Annotated in this window: 7 protein-coding genes; 1 reads left to right on the top strand and 6 read right to left on the bottom strand. The window is 71.1% G+C overall.

Features of this window, described 5'->3' with window-relative positions:
* Nucleotides 1–2 precede the first annotated feature (2 nt).
* A complete protein-coding gene (locus BDI24065_RS04585) occupies nucleotides 3–9,659 on the bottom strand; it encodes a non-ribosomal peptide synthetase (protein WP_175030186.1) in 9,657 nt (3,218 codons plus the stop codon).
* Between the two features lie 273 nt (nucleotides 9,660–9,932).
* Here BDI24065_RS04585 and BDI24065_RS04580 point away from each other — a divergent pair, with 273 nt between their 5' ends.
* Complete coding sequence (locus tag BDI24065_RS04580) at nucleotides 9,933–11,678, top strand: cyclic peptide export ABC transporter (RefSeq protein ID WP_175030185.1); 1,746 nt, start codon at nucleotides 9,933–9,935, stop codon at nucleotides 11,676–11,678.
* Nucleotides 11,679–11,879: 201 nt separating this feature from the next.
* Here the strand turns inward: BDI24065_RS04580 and BDI24065_RS04575 are convergent, their stop codons facing one another.
* Genes BDI24065_RS04575 through BDI24065_RS04555 form a run of 5 tightly spaced genes read right to left on the bottom strand, consistent with a single transcriptional unit; the run spans nucleotide 11,880 to nucleotide 17,656 of the window.
* On the bottom strand, nucleotides 11,880–12,917 hold the full coding sequence (locus BDI24065_RS04575) for an ABC transporter substrate-binding protein (RefSeq protein ID WP_175030184.1): 1,038 nt from the start codon (nucleotides 12,915–12,917) through the stop codon (nucleotides 11,880–11,882).
* Complete coding sequence (fhuF, locus tag BDI24065_RS04570; RefSeq protein WP_175030183.1) at nucleotides 12,914–13,717, bottom strand: siderophore-iron reductase FhuF; 804 nt, start codon at nucleotides 13,715–13,717, stop codon at nucleotides 12,914–12,916. The genes BDI24065_RS04575 and fhuF overlap by 4 nt, the downstream gene beginning before the upstream one ends.
* Nucleotides 13,714–15,804, bottom strand: coding sequence for a Fe(3+)-hydroxamate ABC transporter permease FhuB (gene fhuB / locus BDI24065_RS04565; RefSeq protein WP_175030182.1), 2,091 nt, complete (start codon nucleotides 15,802–15,804; stop codon nucleotides 13,714–13,716). Before fhuB ends, fhuF begins: the two co-directional genes overlap by 4 nt.
* The gene (locus tag BDI24065_RS04560) at nucleotides 15,801–16,649 is read right to left on the bottom strand and encodes an ABC transporter ATP-binding protein (protein ID WP_175030181.1); all 849 of its coding nucleotides are present in this window, start codon (nucleotides 16,647–16,649) and stop codon (nucleotides 15,801–15,803) included. The genes fhuB and BDI24065_RS04560 overlap by 4 nt, the downstream gene beginning before the upstream one ends.
* Nucleotides 16,649–17,656 (bottom strand): TauD/TfdA family dioxygenase, encoded by a 1,008-nt coding sequence (locus BDI24065_RS04555; RefSeq protein ID WP_175030180.1) that lies wholly within the window; start codon nucleotides 17,654–17,656, stop codon nucleotides 16,649–16,651. The genes BDI24065_RS04560 and BDI24065_RS04555 overlap by 1 nt, the downstream gene beginning before the upstream one ends.
* Nucleotides 17,657–17,680: the final 24 nt, after the last annotated feature.

Here is a 17,680-nt window from a genome sequence, read left to right as displayed (position 1 = left end):
CCTTATTGGGTTTCCAGTTCGCCGAGCAACGCGTCGATCGCGCTCGCCGCATCGGTCGCGCCGCGTGCCGCGCAGGCTGCGTCGATCGCTTCCGCGCAGCGCGCCAGCGTGCGCGTGTCGAACAGCGTGCGCAGCGGCAGCGCGAGCCCCCAGTGCAGGTTCGCCTGCGCGTGGGCCTGCGTCGCGAGCAGCGAATGGCCGCCGAGCAGGAAGAAATCGCCGTCGCGGCCGATTGCATCCACGTGCAGCACGCGCTGCCAGATCCCGGCGAGCGCGCGTTCCGTGTCGGACGCGAGCGCGACGTCGGCCGCCGCTTCGCGCACCGGCGCGGGCAGCGCATGGCGGTCGCACTTGCCGTTCGGCGTGACGGGTAACGCGTCGAGTTCGATCAGCTGCGACGGCACCATGTAGGCCGGCAATTGCGCGCGCAGCGCGTCGAGCAACGCCGCCCGGTCGAGCGGGCCCGCGTCGCCGCGTGCGACATAGCCGATCAGCTGCTCGTCGCGCACGATCACGACCGCATCGTTCACGCCGGGCGCCGCGCGCAGCAGCGTCTCGATCTCGCCCGGCTCGATGCGCTGGCCGCGCAGCTTCACCTGCGTGTCGACGCGGCCGAGGTAGTCGAGCGCACCGTCGGCGCGCCGGCGCGCGAGGTCGCCGGTGCGGTACATGCGCGCGCCCGGCACGAACGGATCGGGCACGAAGCGCTCGGCGGTCAGCGCCGGACGGCCGAGATAGCCGCGCGCGAGGCCCGCGCCCGCCAGATACAGTTCGCCGGTCGCGCCGGCCGGCACGGGTTGCCATGCGGCATCGAGTACGTGCAACTGCAGGTTCGCGATCGGATGGCCGATCGGCACCGCGACCGCATGCGCGTCGTCGGGGCCGCAGGTCCAGTGCGACACGTCGATCGCGGCTTCGGTCGGCCCGTACAGGTTCACGAGCGTCGCGTTCGGCAGCAGCCGCGCCATTTTCGCGACGAGTTCAGGTGCGAGCGCCTCGCCGCTCGCGACGATCAGGCGCACGCTGTCGCATTGCGCGGCGGCCGAAAAATCGTCGAGATACGCGGCGAACGCGGCGAGCATCGACGGCACGAAGTGCAGCACCGTCACGCCATGTGCGTGGATCGCGGCCGCAAGACGTGCCGGATCGCGATGGTCGCCGGGCGCGGCGATCGCGAGCTTCGCGCCGATCGCCAGCGGCCACACGAATTCCCACACCGACACGTCGAAGCCGAACGGCGTCTTGTGCAGCACGACGTCGTCGCGCGTCAGCCGGTAGGCGTGCTGCATCCACGCGATCCGGTTCGCGAGCGCGCCGTGCGTGTTGCCGGCGCCCTTCGGCTTGCCGGTCGAACCGGACGTGTAGATCAGGTACGCGAGTTGAGCGTCGTCGATCGTGGCGGTCGCGTTGACGGCGTCGTTTGCGGTTTCATCGGCGAGCAGGTCCGCCACCGTCAGCAACTGTGTCGCGACGCCATCGCCGAGCGCGGCCGCGACCTGCTCGCGCAGGTGGGCCTGCGTGATCGCGACGGCCGGCCGCGCGTCGCGCAACATGTAGGCAATGCGCTCGGCCGGATAGTCGGGATCGACCGGCAGGTACGCCGCGCCGGCCTTCAGCACGCCGACCAGCGCCATCACCATGTCGAACGAGCGTTCGACGCACAGCGCGACCGGTGTGTCGGGTTGCACGCCGCGTCGGCGCAGCGCGGCCGCGATGCGTGACGTGCCGATATCGAGTTCGCGATAGGTCGCGCGATGTACGCCGCCGTGAACGTCCGCGTATTCGAGCGCGATCGCGTCGGGCGTCGCCCGTGCCGCATCGGCGAATTGCAGGTGCAGCGGCTGCCGTCGGTCGTCCGGCCAGGTGTGCGCGGTGTCCTGCGCACGTACCAGTGCGTCGCGGGTGAAGTCGTCGGCGATCGACAGCGTGCCGAGCAGCGCGTCCGGCGTGCGGGCCAAGGCATCGAGTGCACACGCGAACGCGCGGTGCCAGGTTTCGACCTGCCGCGCATCGACGCGCGCGGTGTCGTAGCCGTAGTCGATCGTCAGCTCCGCGCGGCTCTCGATCACGAGCGTCAGCGCGAAATCGGTGGCTTCGATGCTGCGCACGCCGCTCAATGCGAGCGCGCGCGGATCGGCGTCGCGCGCCGTATCGTCGACCGGGTAGTTCTCGAACACGACCAGCGTGTCGAACAGTGCGCCGCCCGCGCCGCGCGCCCAGCGCTGGATGTCGGCGAGCGGCGTGTGCGCGTGCTCGGCGGCAGCCGCGTTGTCGCGTTGCAGCGTTTGCAGCCAGTCGGCCGCGCGCTGCTGCTGCGCCGGTGCGGTGATGACCGGCAGCGTGTTGATGAAGAGACCGAGCACGCTGTCGACGTCCGCGAGCGCATCGGGACGGCCCGCGACGGTCGCGCCGAACGCGACGGCCGGCTGGTGCGTCATCCGCTGCAGCGCGAGCGCCCACGCGCCCTGCACCAGCGTGTTGACTGTCAGCTTCAGCGCACGTGCCGTCTGCGCGACGCGCGTCGTCGCGTCGGCATCGAGCGTCGCGCGCCACGTGACCATTTCGGCATCCGCACGGTCGGCCGTGCGTTCCGCGATCAGCGTCGGTGCGTCGAGTCGTGCCAGGCGTTCGGTCCAGAAGCGTTCGTCTGCGGTGCGGTCGCGCGTGCCGAGCCACGCGATGAAGTCGCGATAACGCAGTGCCGGGCGGCTCGCGAACGGCGACACGGCGTCCGGGTCGCGATAGTCGCGCAGCACGTCCGCGAGCAGGCGCGCGGTGCTCCAGCCGTCGAGCAGCACGTGGTGACGCGTCCATACGACGCGCCATGCGTCGTCGGTCACGCGGATCAGCGTGAGCCGCATCAGCGGCGGCTCGCGCCAGTCGAAGCCGCGTGCGCGATCGGCTGCGAGCCATGCGTCGAAATCGGCGTCGAGCGTGTCGCCGCGCGTGCGCCAGTCGAGCTGTTCGACCGGCATCCGCGCGTGACGATGCACGCACTGCAGCGGCGCGGCTTCATCCGGCATCACGCTTGTGCGCAGGATGTCGTGGCGCGCGATCGACGCTTCGAACGCCGCGGCGAGCCGGTCGGCATCCAGCGCGTTCGCGGTCGCGACGAGCTGGTTGACGTAGCTGGCATGACCGGGCGCGAACAGCGCATGGAACAGGATGCCCTGCTGCATCGGCGACAGCGGATAGACGTCGTCAATCGTGCGCCAGTCGAGCGGCGTGCGTTCGATGGCGGCCTGCGTGAGACCGGCGGCCAGCGCGAGCGGGAAATCGCCCGGCGTCGCGCCACCGCCGCGATGCGCGACGCGCGACGCGCACGCCTCGACGAGCTCGCGCAGCGCCGCTACGAAGCGTTCGGCGAATGCGTCAATCGTCGCGCGCTCGAATTGCGGCGCACCGTAGACCCAGTGCAGTTTCAGCGTGCGTGCACCGTCGCGATCCGTGTCGAGGTACGCGTGGATCGCGAGCGTATTGCCGAGCGGCCCCTGTGGATCTCGTTCGACGCCAGTGCCGCCGAAGCGCGGCACGAGTGTCGCATCGCGCGGCGCGTCGAACTGGCCGAGATAGTTGAAGGTGACGCGCGGGCGCGGCACGGCGGCCAGCGCCGCGCGCGTCGCCGCATCGCCGTAGTGTGCGAGCACGCCGAAGCCGAGCCCCTTGTGCGGCACCGCACGCAGCGTGTCCTTGACCGCGCACAGCGTGTCGCTCGCCGTGGCCGCGATCGGCAATGTCACCGGGTAATGGCTCGTCAGCCAGCCGATCGTGCGGCTGGCATCGGCATCGTCGAACAGCGTCTCGCGGCCATGCCCTTCGAGTTCGACGCGGCACGATGCGGCATCGCTCGCGCCGGCCAGCGCCAGTGCGAGCGCCGCGCCCAGCAGTTCGATCGTCTGCGTGCGATAGGCCGCATGCGCATCGGTCAGCGCCGCGCGGGTCAATGCCGCGTCGATCGTCTGCACGACGACGGCCGCATCGGCGTTCGTCGCCGCTGCGTCCGGGTGATCGGGCACGACGTCGTCGCCCTGCGCCATGCCGGCCCAGTAGGCGGCTTCAGCCGCGAACGGCGACGCCGGTTCCGTCGCGGCGCGCGCGAGCCGTGCGGCCCAGGCGTCCGCGCGCAGGCCCGGCTGCGACAGCCGGACGGACGTGCGGTCGCATGCGGCGCGGTAGACCGTGTCCAGGTCGTCGAGCAGGATGCGCCACGACACACCGTCGATGATCGCATGGTGAATCGCGATATAGAGCTGCGTCGAGCCGTCCGGCAAGCGTGCCGCGCAGGCGCAGGCAAGCGGCCCGCGGCCGAGGTCGAGACGGCGCTGCAACGCGTCGAAGCGCGCGAGCGCGTCGGCTTCGTCGCGGGCGGAGACTTCGACGAACGGCAGCGCATCGTACGGTTTCGCGGCGTCGCTGGCGCGCCACGTGCCGTCCGCGCCACACGCGAAGCGCTGGCGGAATGCGTCGTGATGCGTCAGCAACGCGTCGAAGGCGCGCGCGAATGCGTCGGCGTCGAACGGCCCACGCACGTCGAACGCGACCGACTGGTTCCAGTGGCCGCGCTGCGGAATGTCCAGCGCGAAGAAACGCTGCTGCGCGGGCGTCAGGACCTGCGCCGTCGCCGGCGCGCTGGCAGCGGCTGCGACCGCGGGCTGCGTGGCAGTCACTTCCTCCGTCTTCGCGATACGCGCGAGTTCGGCGACCGTCGGGCCGTCGAACAGTTGTTTCGGCGTGAAGCGCACGCCGCGCTTGCGTGCACGGGCGATCACCTGCAGCACGAGGATCGAATCGCCACCGAGCTCGAAGAAATTGTCGTCGCGGCCGACCTTCGGCGCCTTCAGCACGGCCTGCCAGACTTCGGCGAGCACCGTTTCAACCGCACCCTGCGGTGCATCGCCGGCCGCAATTGCGACCGGTGCAGCCGCCAGTTCGCGCAACGCGGCACGATCGATCTTCCCGTTCGCGGTCACCGGCAGGCGCGCGAGCGCGACGAACTGCGCAGGCACCATGTAGTCGGGCAGCATTGCGGCAAGCGCCGCGCGTACTGCAGCCTCGTCGAAGTTCGCGCCATCGCGCATCACGACGAACGTCGCGAGCCGCAGGCGGCCGTCGTGTTCGATCGCGAGCGTTTCGGCCTGCGCAACCGGGCCGGCCGCGCGCACGGCCGCACTCACCTCGCCCGGTTCGACGCGGTAGCCGCGAATCTTCACCTGGTCGTCGATACGGCCGAGGAACGCGAGTCGGCCGTCCGCGCGCAAGCGCACGCGATCGCCGGTGCGATACAGCCGCGCGCCGGGCGTGAACGGATCGGGCACGAAGCGCTCGGCGGTCTGCGCCGGGCGCCCGAGGTAGCCGCGTGCGACGCCCGGCCCGCCCAGGTACAGCTCGCCCGTTGCGCCGGCCGGCACGCACGCGCCGAACGCGTCGAGCACCAGCGCGCGCGCATTCGGCAGCGGCAGGCCGAGCGGCACGCCGCTCGCGGGATCGCGCGCATCGGCGGCAAGCGACGCCGTGTCGCACGCGATCGCGCCGACCGTCGCTTCGGTCGGCCCGTAGTGGTTGATCACGCGGCAGGCCGGCGCAAGCGCGGCCAGGCGCGCGACGAGCGCCCAGGTGAGCGTTTCGCCGCCCGTCACGAGCGCGTGACGCGGCAGCACGTCGGCCGGTACGCGTGCGTCGAGCAGCGCCTGCAGGTGGCTCGGCACGATCTTCAGCACGCCGACGTCGCGGCGGCGCATTTCGTCCGCGAACAGGTCCGGATCGAACGCGCACGCGGCCGGCAGCAGGTGCAGCGTGCGGCCCGCGCACAGCGCGCCGAACAACGTCGTGTGGCCGAGGTCGGCCGCGACGGTCGACACCATCGCGAACGACGCGTCCGGTGCGAACGCGAGTTCGTCGAGCATCCCCTGCACGTAGTCGGCCAGCGCGCCGTGCGACACGACGACGCCCTTCGGCGTACCGGTCGAGCCCGACGTGTAGATCAGGTACGCACCCTGTTCCGGATGCGGTGCGATGCGCACGCCGGCCGCGTGCGCGAGCGTCGCGTCCTGCGCGAGCGTATCGACGTCGAGCGGCTGTGCGTCGATGTCGGCCGGCCAGCCTGCGACATCCGCGACGAGCGCCCAACGCGCGCCGCAGTCGGCTGCCGCCGCGGTCAGTCGCGCGGCCGGCTGGGCGGGATCGAGCAGCACGGCGAGTGCGCCGGCCTTCAGCACACCGAGCAGGCCGACGACGAAGCGCGCCGAGCGTTCGATGCAGACGATGACGGACGCTTCGGCGGCCGCGCCGCGCTGAGTCAGCGCGCGAGCAATGCGGTTCGACGCGTCGTCGAGTTCGGCGAATGTGAGTGAGGTCGACGCATCGGCGAGCGCGATGCGATGCGGGTACGCGGCCGCCTGCCGCGCGAACGCGGCAACGATGTCCGCATGTTCGACAGTCAGCACGCGGCCGTCGCGCGGCTGACGCGAAGCGGCCGATGCGTCGCACGGCAGGACGGCCGTCGTCTGGTGCGGATCGTGCACGGCCGCACCAACGAGCGCTGCATAGCTGTCGAGCCACGCACGCGCGGTGTCGGCGTCGATGCAGTCGGTCGCATAGGCCGCGACCAGTTCGATGCCGTTTGCATCGTCGGTGAAATCCACCGCGAAATCGAAGCGCGCGGCGAGATCGGGCCCCGGCGTTGCAACGGCCGTCGCGCCCGGCAGCACGCTGTCGTGCCGCGCATCGAACTGTTGCGCGAATTTCACGCGCAGCCATTCGTCGCCGCGCTTGACCGGCGGTTTCACTGCGTCGACGACGCGCTCGAACGGCACGTCCTGGTGCACGACCGCGTCGAGCGCCGCCGTGCGCGCCGCATCGACGAGCGCGCGGAACGGCAGCGTTGGCGCCACGCGCACGCGCAGCGCGACCGTATTCAGGAACAGCCCCAGCAGCGCGCGTGTTTCGGGGCGCTGGCGATGCGCGACCGGCACCGCGACGACGACATCCGTTGCGCCGGTCAGGCGCGACAGCCACACATCGAGCGCGGCCAGCAGCACCGTGAAGGGGGTCGCCTGCGCATCGCGAGCGAGTTGCCGCACGTCGGCTGCGACCGCGTCGGGCAAGCGCACCGACACGCGGGCGCCTTGCAGCGTTCGCACGGCCCCCGGCTGACGATCGACGGGCAGCGCGAGCGGGCCCGGCACGTCGCGCAACGCGCCGCGCCAGTAGTCGAGCTGGCGTTCGCCCTCGCCGCCGGCCAGCATGTCGCGTTGCCAGTCCGCATAGTCGGCGTACTGGATCGGCAGGTCGGGCAATGACGGCGCGCGGCCTTCGGCATACGCACGGTACGCGGCCGACAGTTCGTCGAACGCGCAGCGCGAGCTCCAGCCGTCGGTGATCGCGTGATGGGCGGTCAGCAGCAGGCGGTGACGGTCGTCGGTGAGTACGACCAGCGTCGCGCGCAGCAGCGGGCCGCGTGCGAGGTCGAACGGTTCGGCCGCATCGCGCTCGGCGAGACGCGCGGCTTGCGCGTCACGGGCGGCGGGCGGCTGGTCGCGCAGGTCGACGTCGACGATCGACACCGGCAGATGCGCGTGAATCCGCTGCATCACGACGCCGTCGTCGTTGTCGACGAGCGTCGTGCGCCATGCCTCGTGCCGCCCGATCACGTGATCGAGCGCGCGCTGCAGCGCAGCGCGGTCGAGCGTGCCGTCGATCGTCCAGTGCGCGGCGATGTGATATGCAGCGCTCGCGTCGCGCGTTTGCGCGAGCACCCAGAAACGTTGCTGCGCGAGCGATGTGGCTCGGTCGACGTGCGGCGCGTCCGAGACGGTCACGTCGGCCGGCACGCGGCGCGCGGAAATAGCGGCCAGCGGCTCGCCGGTTTCGCGCTCCGCACGATCGACCGCTTCGGCCAGTTCGAACAGCGCCGGATCGGCGAACAACGTATCGAGCCGCAGGTTCACGCGCGACGCAGCACGAATCGCGGCCTGCAACTGCATCGCCGCAAGAGAATCGGCGCCCAGCGCGAAGAAACGGTCGTCACGCGACGGCGCGACGTCGAGCCCGAGCAGCGTTTGCCAGAGCCCGGCGAGCTGCTGTTCGGTCGGCGTGCGCGGTGCGTCGCCGCTGCCTTGCGCGGTGTCGCGCGTGGCGGCGATCTTCTCGCGCAGCGCGGCACGGTCGATCTTGCCGTTCAACGTATACGGCAGCGCATCGCAACGCACGAACCGGTGCGGCTGCCATGCAGCCGGCAGTTGTGCGGCCACGTGCGACTTGAGCGCCGCATCGTCGGCCGCCGCACGCAGCGCGACGCATGCGATCAGGCGCGTCGGCCCGTTGCCGGTTTCGGCAACCACGGCCGCGTCGGCCACGGCCGGATGCGAGCGCAGGCACGCAGCGATTTCAGCCGGTTCCACGCGTACGCCGCGCACCTGGACCTGATCGTCCAGACGGCCGAGATAGTCGAATGCGCCGTCGTCGCGCAGCCGTGCGAGATCGCCCGTGCGGTAGACGCGCGCACCGGGCTCCCCGTCGGCGTCGGGAATGAAACGCTCGGCCGTCAGCGCCGGGCGGCCGTGATAGCCGCGCGCGACGCAGACGCCGCCCAGCAGCAGTTCGCCCACGCCATCGGCCGCGTCGCCATCGATGCGTGCGACGCGCGGGCCGATCACGCGGCCGATCGGCAATGACGCATACGCATCGTCGGCGGCCAGCATGGGCGTCTCGCCCGGCTCGACCGGCCACAGCATCGGCGAGATCACGGCCTCGGTCGGCCCGTAGCCGTTGATCAGGCGTGCCAACGGGAACGTACCGCGCACGAATTCGAACGCCTGCTGCGGCAGCGCTTCGCCGCCGAACGCGAGCACGCGCAGCGCCGGCGGCACGCCTTCGCGTGCGGCCACCGCCGCGAATTCGCGCAGGTAGGCGGGCGGGAACGCGGCCACGTTGATCGACTCATTCACCATCAGCGCATGCGCGGCATCCGGCGCGAACGGCTGCGGCGGCGCCACGACGATGCTCGCGCCGGTCGCGAGCGGCGCGAGCCAGCACTCGTGCGCGGCGTCGAAATTGACCGACGCGAAATGAAACAGGCGGTCGCCGGCCTCGATCGGCAGCGCGGCCGCGAGCGCGTCGCAGTGCGCGGCGAGCGGCCCGTGCTCGACGACGACCGCCTTCGGCGTGCCGGTCGAACCCGACGTATAGATCATGTAGGCGGCCGAACGCGGGTGGACGGGCACTTCCTCGTCACCGGCGGCGATCTCCTGCCCGTCCTGCGCGTCCGCTGCCACGTCAAACGCGTGTTCGAACGGCTTGCCGAGCGCCGCACGGCCGGCCGAGTCGACGATCCCGTGCCGCAGATTCGCATCCTGGACGATCCAGTCGAGGCGCGCTGCCGGGTGACGCGGATCGAGCGGCACGAACACGCCGCCCGCCTTCAGCACGGCCAGCAGCGCGACGAACAGTTCGCCCGAGCGTTCGACGCACACGCCCACCCGCACTTCCGCGCCAACGCCGGCCGCGCGCAGCTGGCGGGCCAGCCGCGACGCCCGCGCGTCGAGCGTGCCGCGCGACAGGCGCAAGTCATTCTGGAAAGGGACCGCGATCGCGGGTGCGTCGGGCGCGATGCGCGCCAGTTCGCGGATTCGGTGATGCAGCGCAGTCGGGAAACTCGTCATGTGCGTGAAGTCCTTCGGTCCGGCCGCTTCGGCCAAGTCTCGGGGCCGCTTGGGGCGGCTTCACTGGTGTGACGAACGGCGCGGCCGATTTTTTACCGTTTTGTGCTCAAAGCGCGTGCGGACGCCTTTTTTTGAACGCACCGCTAAATATTTGCGCGGCCCGTTCGTCTATCAGGGAGGAAAGCCGCAACGGGGCCCCGCCTCGCCTGCCGCTTTCACGCCAGTTTTGCCGTTTCCGCGTTTTCGCTTGCCTTCCCTTTACCGACGTTGCCGATGACAGCCGCCCACGAGCCTTCTTCCCCGCCGTCCCTCGACGCTTCCCCCGGCCGCCCCGCGGCGCGCCTGATCCTTGCGCTGTTGCGCGAAAGCCGCGTGTCGCTCGCGCTGGCGCTCACCGCGTGCGTGCTGAACGGCGTCGCGAGCGTGCTGCTCGTCGCGACGCTGAACCGCGCGCTCTCGCAGCCGGGCGCGGCCGACGCGTCGCTCGCGTGGCGCTTCGCGCTGTGCGCGGTGATCGCGCTCGTCACGCGGATCGTGTCGGGCACGCTGTTCGCGCGCCTGTCGCAGGACACGATGGCGCGGCTGCGCGTGCATCTCGCGCGGCGCGTCGGCGCGGCCGAGCTGCGCGACATCGAGCGGATCGGCGCGGCGCCCGTGCAGTCGGTGCTGACCGACGATGCCACCAACGTGTCGATGCTGTTCTTCGCGCTGCCGAACCTGGTCATGCACGGCTCGATCGTGTTCGGCTGCCTCGGCTATCTCGCGTGGCTGTCGTGGCCCGTGTGCCTGCTCGCGCTGGCCGCGATCATCGCCGGCTCGCTCGGCTATCACACCGGCGACCGCCGCGCGATCGCGTCGCTCGAAGCCGCCGGCCACGCGCAGGACCGGCTGTTCGGCTATCTCGGCTCGCTGTTTTCCGGCGCGAAGGAGCTGAAGCTGCACGATGAACGCGCACGCCAGTTCGTCGACGGCCAGCTCGGCGCCGCGATCGGCGAAGTGCGCGACCACCGCCGCCGCGCGTTCAGCGCGTACGCGGTCGGCGTCGGCTGGATCATCTTCCTGTTCTATGTGTTCCTGGGCATCGCGTCGTTTTGGCCGCAGCTCGGCGTGCATGCCGATCCGGCCACGGCCGCCGGCTACGTCGTCGTGTTCCTGTTCATGCTCGTGCCGCTCGACGGGCTGCTGAACAACCTGCCGACCGTCAACGCGGCCCGCGTGTCGCTCACGCGGATCGAAGGTGTAATGGCCGAATTCGGCGCGCTGCGCACGGTGCCGCCCGCGTCCGACGCACCCGACGTGCCGCCGGCCGGCGCCGTCACGCTGCGCGGCGTCACGCATGCGTACTTCCATGAACGCGACGAACGGATGTTCAGCGTCGGGCCGATCGACCTGACGATCAAGCCGGGCGAGCTCGTGTTCATCGTCGGCGGCAACGGCAGCGGCAAGACGACGCTCGCGAAGGTGCTGACGGGGCTCTACGAGCCGGAGGAAGGCACGATCGAAGTCGACGGCCGCACGATCGGCTGGCGCGAGCGCGCCGCGTACCGGCAGCGCTTCAGCGCGGTGTTCAACGATTTCCATCTGTTCGATGCGCTGCTCGGCATCGTCGACCCCGACGATCCGTCCCGCGCGCAGGCCGATGCACGCGCGAACGCGCTCGTCGCGAAGCTCGCGCTCGATCACAAGGTGAAGGTGGTGGACGGCGCATTCTCGACCCGCGCACTGTCGACCGGGCAGCGCAAGCGGCTCGCGCTCGTCGTCGCGTACCTGGAGGACCGGCCGTTCTACCTGTTCGACGAATGGGCGGCCGACCAGGATCCGTCGTTCAAGGCCGTGTTCTACGAGCAACTGCTGCCGGAGCTGCGTGCGCGCGGCAAGGCCGTGATCGTGATCACGCACGACGACCGCTACTTCGATCTCGCCGACCGTTTATTGAAGCTCGACAACGGGCGCATCGTCAGCGACACGACACCGGCGCGGTCACGCGCGCAGGATGGCGTCGACGCGCTGAGCGCGTAATACGGCGGTCGATGGAAAAAATCGCCGATGTGCTGCGATGGCAGTGCGTCGGCGATTTTCGTTTCAGAAGGAAATATTTCGGGCGCGTGGCGCGATCACTGAACGACTCGGGTGATTCACCGTGAGTCAGGCCGACCGCAATGCCCTGCCCGTCGAAGCCAAAGCCAAAGCCGCATCATCCGCCGATCGACCGCCGCGCACTCAACGCACAGCAGGCAGCTTCAGCATCGTATCGGTCATCACGTCGGCCAGTTTCAGCGCCGACATCGGCCCACCGAACCCCCAGATGTTGCGTTCGATGAGCGCGATCCGGTGTTCCTTCATCGCGGGCACGAAGCGCCACACCGGCGAATCGAGTTTCGCGGACAGCGGCACGTCCATTCCCGATGCGGTCACGAACATCACGGCCAGTTCACGCTGCCTGAGCAGATCGGCCGACGTCACGTACAGCGTGCCTTCCCGCGTCGGCTTCGTCGGCCACGAATCGAGCCCGAGCGCCCGCGCGAGCCCCGCCGACGTACTGTTGCCCGTATAGGCCCAGTAACGGTCGGGCAAGCCGAGATCCTGCAGCAGCGCGATGCGCTCGCCCTTGCGGCCCGCGGCCGCGAGCCGCGCCGCATTGCGCACGATGCCCGCATCGAGTTGTGCATCGACCGCCTGCGCGCGCGCGTCGCGCCCCGTGACCGCACCGATCGTCCGAAAGATCTGCCGCATCCAGTCGAGCTGCGTGACCGGCACGCCGCCGTCCGACACGTTCGGGCTGAACTGGAACAGGATCGTCGGCGCGATCCGGTCGAGCGCGTCGAAGATCGGCGCATGCCGGAAGCCGACGCCGATGATCAGGTCGGGCTTGACCGCCGCGATCGCTTCGAGGCCCGGCTCCTGGCGCGAGCCGATATCGGTCACGTTCGCGAGCCGGTCGCTTCGATAGCCGAGCCAGCCCGGATAGAACGCGGTATCGGCCATCCCGACCGGCACGATGTCGAGCGCGATCACGCTTTCCGCGAACATGAAGTCGAGCGCGACCACGCGTTGCGGCCGCACCGGCATCGTCGCGCTCGCCTGCGACACGACGGGATTGCCTGCCAGCGACACCGCACCCGGCGCACGCCCGCCCTGCGCGCGATGGGCATCGAGCGTGGCGGCAACCGCGCCGGACGATGCGGAAAACGCGCCGCAGCACGCGGCGCCGAGCGCCGCGAGTGCACCGAGCGCGTGCCGGCGGCCGGCATCCATCACCGGATCGCGTCCTGCTCGGCCAGCGCCGCGTCGTCCATCGTCAGTAGCAGGGGGCAGCTTCCACACAGTTGCGTTTCTCCAGGAATTTCATAGCGCAGGCAGCACACGCGGCGCGCGCGAAACGGCGTCGGCAGCAGCGCCGAGCGCGGCACGGCATCGCGCACGGGTACGCGCAGCGGATTCGGCTCGCCGTGCACGCAGCTCGAACCGAACAGCCAGTCCGCATCGCGGACGGGATCGGCAGCGCATGGCAGCGAACGATACGTATCGAGCAGATAGTCGAGCAGGTTGCCCGCGTTGCTCCACAGCACGCGCGGCGTGACGCGGCCCATCGCCGCGAGCAGGTCGATCGCCGCGCCGAGATGCGCGATGAGCCCCGCATAGCGACGCGCGGGGTCGTCGCACGGTGCGCCGAGCGCATCGTGCGGGAAATACAGCGCGGCGGGCATCCCGTCGTCGAGCGCGACGAACGTGCGTTCGGGCGTCATGTCGAGCGGCCGGCCGAGCGTCAGCGCGGCGACGACGCCGGCCGGCGCCGCGCGGCCGAAATAGTATTTGCTCCATTGCGACATCAGCGCGCGCGCATGCTGCGCCGGATCGCCGCCGTAATGGCCGACCATCGCGTCGAGGATCGCGTCGCGGTGATCGGGCAGCGTGCTGACGGGTACGACGATCCGGCCTGGCGCATCGTGCGCGTCGTCCGGCATGCCGAGCCAGACGACGTCGAGGTGTTCGGCGAACGGTTCGGGCGCGAACGCCGAGAAGCGCGTGGCGCGCGCGCCGTCGAGCGCGGGCGTCATCGCCCTGCGCGCCGGGCGCGGCGCCCCTCGAGGATCAGCAACCCGAGCAGGTACGGTGCGCCGATCAGCGCGGTCAGCACGCCGGCCGGCACTTCGCGCGGCGCGACGACCGTACGCGCCGCGAGATCCGCTACACCGAGGATCAGCGCGCCGCACGCGGCCGCGAGCCACAGTCGCGTCCGGTGCCGGCGCGCGCCGAGCATCGTCGCGACGTGCGGCGCCATCAATCCGATGAAGCCGACCGGCCCGACCGCCGCGACGGCCGCGCACGCGGCGAGCGTCGCGATCGTCAGCGCGAGCGGCCTCAGTGCAGCCACCGGCAGGCCGAGCGCAGCCGCCTGGTCGTCGCCGAGCGCGAGCATGTCGAGCGGTTTCGCGAGCCATGCGAACACGGGCACCGCGAGCACGCACCACGGCAGCAGCATCGACACCTCGCCCCAGCTCCGGCCATACGTACCGCCGACGAGCCACACGACGAAGCGCGCGGGCTGCACGCTTTCCTGCGTGATCAGCCATTGCGCGAGCGTGGTCCACAGCGCGCCGATCACGATGCCCGTCAGCGCCACCGCGAGCGGCGCATAGCGATGCCGGTGATTCAGCGCGAGCGTGATCGCGAGCGACAGTCCGCCGCCGATCAGCGCGGCGGCTGCGAGCGTCACGTGGCCCATCAGCGGCCACGTCGACAGCGCGAACAGCGTGACGAGCCCCGCGCCCTGCGTGACGCCGAGCACTTCGGGGCCCGCGAGCGGATTGCGCACGACGCTTTGCATCGCGACGCCGCTGACCGCCAGCAGCGCGCCCGCGAGGAGCGCGCACAACAGGCGCGGCATGCGCAGGTCGATCAGCATCCGCGCGAGCGCATCGTGGCCGGACAGCGCAGCGGACCAGCGCGCGATCGACAGCCACTCGGGGCCGGCCGACACGCCGACGAACACGACCAGCACGCCTGCCACGACGAACAGCGCCGTGCGCAGCGGCCAGCCGAGCCGTTCGAGCCAGCCGACGAGCCGCGTCGACCCGCCGCCCGTCGCGCGTTCGGCATCCGCATGCAGCACGCCCGACCACGCGGCACCGCGCCGGATCATCGCCAGCATCAGCGGCGTGCCGACCAGCGCGATCGCGACGCCGGTCGACAGCGTGGCGTCGAGGCCCGACGCGAGCACCGCACTGTCGGTGACGAGCACGAGCGCACCGCCCGCGAGCGCCGACAGCGGCACCAGCACGCCGAGCCGCGCCGCGCGCGCGCCGCGCACCTGGCGCAGCAGGTTCGGCGCGACGAGGCCGACGTACGACAGCGGGCCCGCGATACTGACGGCCACGCTCGTGAACGCGACCGCGACGATCGTCGCGGCGAGCCGCGTCGCGTCGACGCGCACCCCGGCCGCGGCCGCCGCGTCGTCGCCGAGCGTGAGTGGATTCAGCGGCCGGATCACGAACGGCAACGCGATCAGCGGCACGACGAGCCAGCGCGCGGCGAGCGCGAGGCCCGTCGCGCCCGGCTGGTAGAGGCTGCCGTTGGTCCACAGCGCGGCACCCGCGATGTTCTGCTCGAAGAAGGCGAGCACGAGCGTCGACAGCGCGGCGAACAGCAGCATGCACACGCTGCCCGCGAGTACGAGGCGCAGCGGCGTCGCGCGCCAGCCGCCGGCCGCGACGATCGCGCAGGCGGCCGCAGCCAGCCCGCAGACGAACAGCAGCGGCACCGACGCGACCCCGGCCAGCGCCGGCACGAGCATCGCCGCGAGCAGGCCGAGCTGGGCGCCGCCCGTCACGCCGAGCAAGTCGGGCGACGCGAGCGGATTGCGCGTGAGCGACTGGAACAGCGCGCCCGCGATGCCGAGGCAGCCGCCCGCGACGAGTGCGGCCGCGACGCGCGGCAGGTTGAGGTCGAACAGGAACACGTGCGCGAGCGCAGCGGCATCGCTGCCGGGCACGGCGTCCCGCCACACGCGCAGATCGGGGGCGACGCGCAGCACCGCGAGTGCCGCGATCAGCGCGACGAGGCCGAACGCGATCGCACCGGCCCGGCCCGACGCCGTGCCCTTCCCCGCCGCCGCGAGGCGCTTGCGCATCGCGAACGTCGTCATACGGCGAGATCCCGGTCGAAGACACCGGCCGCCTGCGGCGCGCCGTCGGTCGTCGGCCCGTAGGCCGGCACGCACATCGGCGCGCCCGTCTGCGGGTGCGCGAGCTTCAGCATCTCGACGCCGAACGCCGCGCGCAGCCGCGCGGGATCGAGCATCGCGTCGGGCGTGCCCTGCGCGACGAGGCGGCCCGCGCGCATCAGCACGATCTCGTCGCTGTACGCGGCCGCCTGGTTCAGGTCGTGCAGCACCCACACGATCGTCAGTCCGCGCGTGCGGTTCAGCGTGCGCAGCGCGTCGAGGATGTCGAGCTGGTGATGGATGTCGAGATAGGTCGTCGGTTCGTCGAGCAGCACGATCGGCGCCTGCTGCGCGAGCGCCATCGCGATCCACGCACGCTGGCGCTCGCCGCCCGACAGCGCACCGACGTCGCGGTTTGCGTCGTCGGCCAGGCCGCTCGTGTCGAGCGCCTCGTCGATCGCCGCATGGTCGGCGCGCGACAGCCCGCGCAGGAAGCCGCCGTACGCATAGCGCCCGTACGCGACGAGCTCGCGCACCGTGAGCCCCGACGGAATCTGGTTGAACTGCGCGAGCATCGTCAGCTCGCGCGCGAGCGCGCGACGGCGAAACGACGCGAGCGGCTGGCCGTTCACTTCGACATGGCCGGCACGCGCGGGCTGCAGGCCCGCGAGCGTGCGCAGCAGCGTGCTCTTGCCGCAGCCGTTCGGTCCGCACAGCGCGGTTACGCGGCCGGCCGCGATCGACAGGTCCAGCCCGTCGATCACGACATGGTCGCGATACCCTACCGACAGCCCGCGCGCGGCAAGCGCGGCGGTACTACGCGTCATCAATCCTCCGTTCGGTCGCGCGGGACCGTATAGCTCTGCGCCATCGCGACGACGACCTTGCGCGGCCCCTCGAACGGGTCGCGCGCATGCGCGGTCAGCATGTTGTCGAGCATCAGCACGTCGCCCGTGCGCCACGGGAACACGATGCGCTGCTGGTCGAGCACGCCGCGGATCTCCGCGAGCGCGTCGGCTTCGAGCGGTTCGCCGTCGCCGTAATACACGTTGCGCGGCACGTTCTCGAGCCCGACCGCGTCGACGAGCGCTTCCTGCATGTCGTCGTCGAGCGCCGACAGGTGAAACAGGTTCGCCTGGTTGAACCACACGCGGTCGCCGGTGCGCGGATGGCGCGCGACGGCCTGGCAACGTTCGCGAGTGCGCAGCAACAGCTCGCCGTCGTCGTCCGTGCGCCATGCGCATTCGATGCCGCGCACCGCGCACATCCGTTCGACCTCGGCCGGCTCGTCGGTGCCGAACGACTGCTGCCACGGCAGGTCGAGCCCCTGCCCGAAATTGCGCACGTACAGCAGCTCGCGCTTCTCGAAGCGTGCAATCAGCGCCGGATCGAGCGCGCGATAGACGGCGCGGCTGTCCGCGATCGGCGTCGCCCCGCCCTTCGGCGCGGCGAGCGCGCAGTGGAACCAGATCCGCAACGGCCATTCGCGCGTGTACGACTGCTCGTTGTGCAGCGGTATCGCGCGGTGCGGCGGGTATTCGGTCGACGTGTAGACCGCGCCTTCGACCTGGCTGCGCGGCGTCGATGCGTATTCATAGCCGATCAGCGGATCGCCGAACGACGCCGCGAACTGCTGGAACGCGTCGATCGACGGCACGTGAAAACCCGTGAACAGCACGCCGCCCGCCCGTTCGAGCGTGTCGGCCGCGATCTCGCGCGCCAGCGGCGCGACGTCGTCGATCGACATCCCGTCGCTGCCGCGCGGCGACACGACGGTGGGCAGCCCCGGCTCGATACGCAGGTCGTCGAGCGTCGGCAACGAAAGCAGGGTCATGCAACGTCCTCTTCAGGTGGCGCG

The organism is Burkholderia lata (assembly GCF_902499025.1).
GTDB lineage: Bacteria > Pseudomonadota > Gammaproteobacteria > Burkholderiales > Burkholderiaceae > Burkholderia > Burkholderia lata_C.
This window is presented reverse-complemented; position numbering and strand designations above follow the sequence as displayed.

What these genes read in the sequence shown, in the direction of transcription:
- fhuB (WP_175030182.1), bottom strand. Translation starts at nt 15,804, where the DNA reads ATGACGACGTTCGCGATGCGCAAGCGCCTCGCGGCGGCGGGGAAGGGC.
- fhuF (WP_175030183.1), bottom strand. Translation starts at nt 13,717, where the DNA reads ATGACGCCCGCGCTCGACGGCGCGCGCGCCACGCGCTTCTCGGCGTTC.
- BDI24065_RS04560 (WP_175030181.1), bottom strand. Translation starts at nt 16,649, where the DNA reads ATGACGCGTAGTACCGCCGCGCTTGCCGCGCGCGGGCTGTCGGTAGGG.
- BDI24065_RS04580 (WP_175030185.1), top strand. Translation starts at nt 9,933, where the DNA reads ATGACAGCCGCCCACGAGCCTTCTTCCCCGCCGTCCCTCGACGCTTCC.
- BDI24065_RS04555 (WP_175030180.1), bottom strand. Translation starts at nt 17,656, where the DNA reads ATGACCCTGCTTTCGTTGCCGACGCTCGACGACCTGCGTATCGAGCCG.
- BDI24065_RS04585 (WP_175030186.1), bottom strand. Translation starts at nt 9,659, where the DNA reads ATGACGAGTTTCCCGACTGCGCTGCATCACCGAATCCGCGAACTGGCG.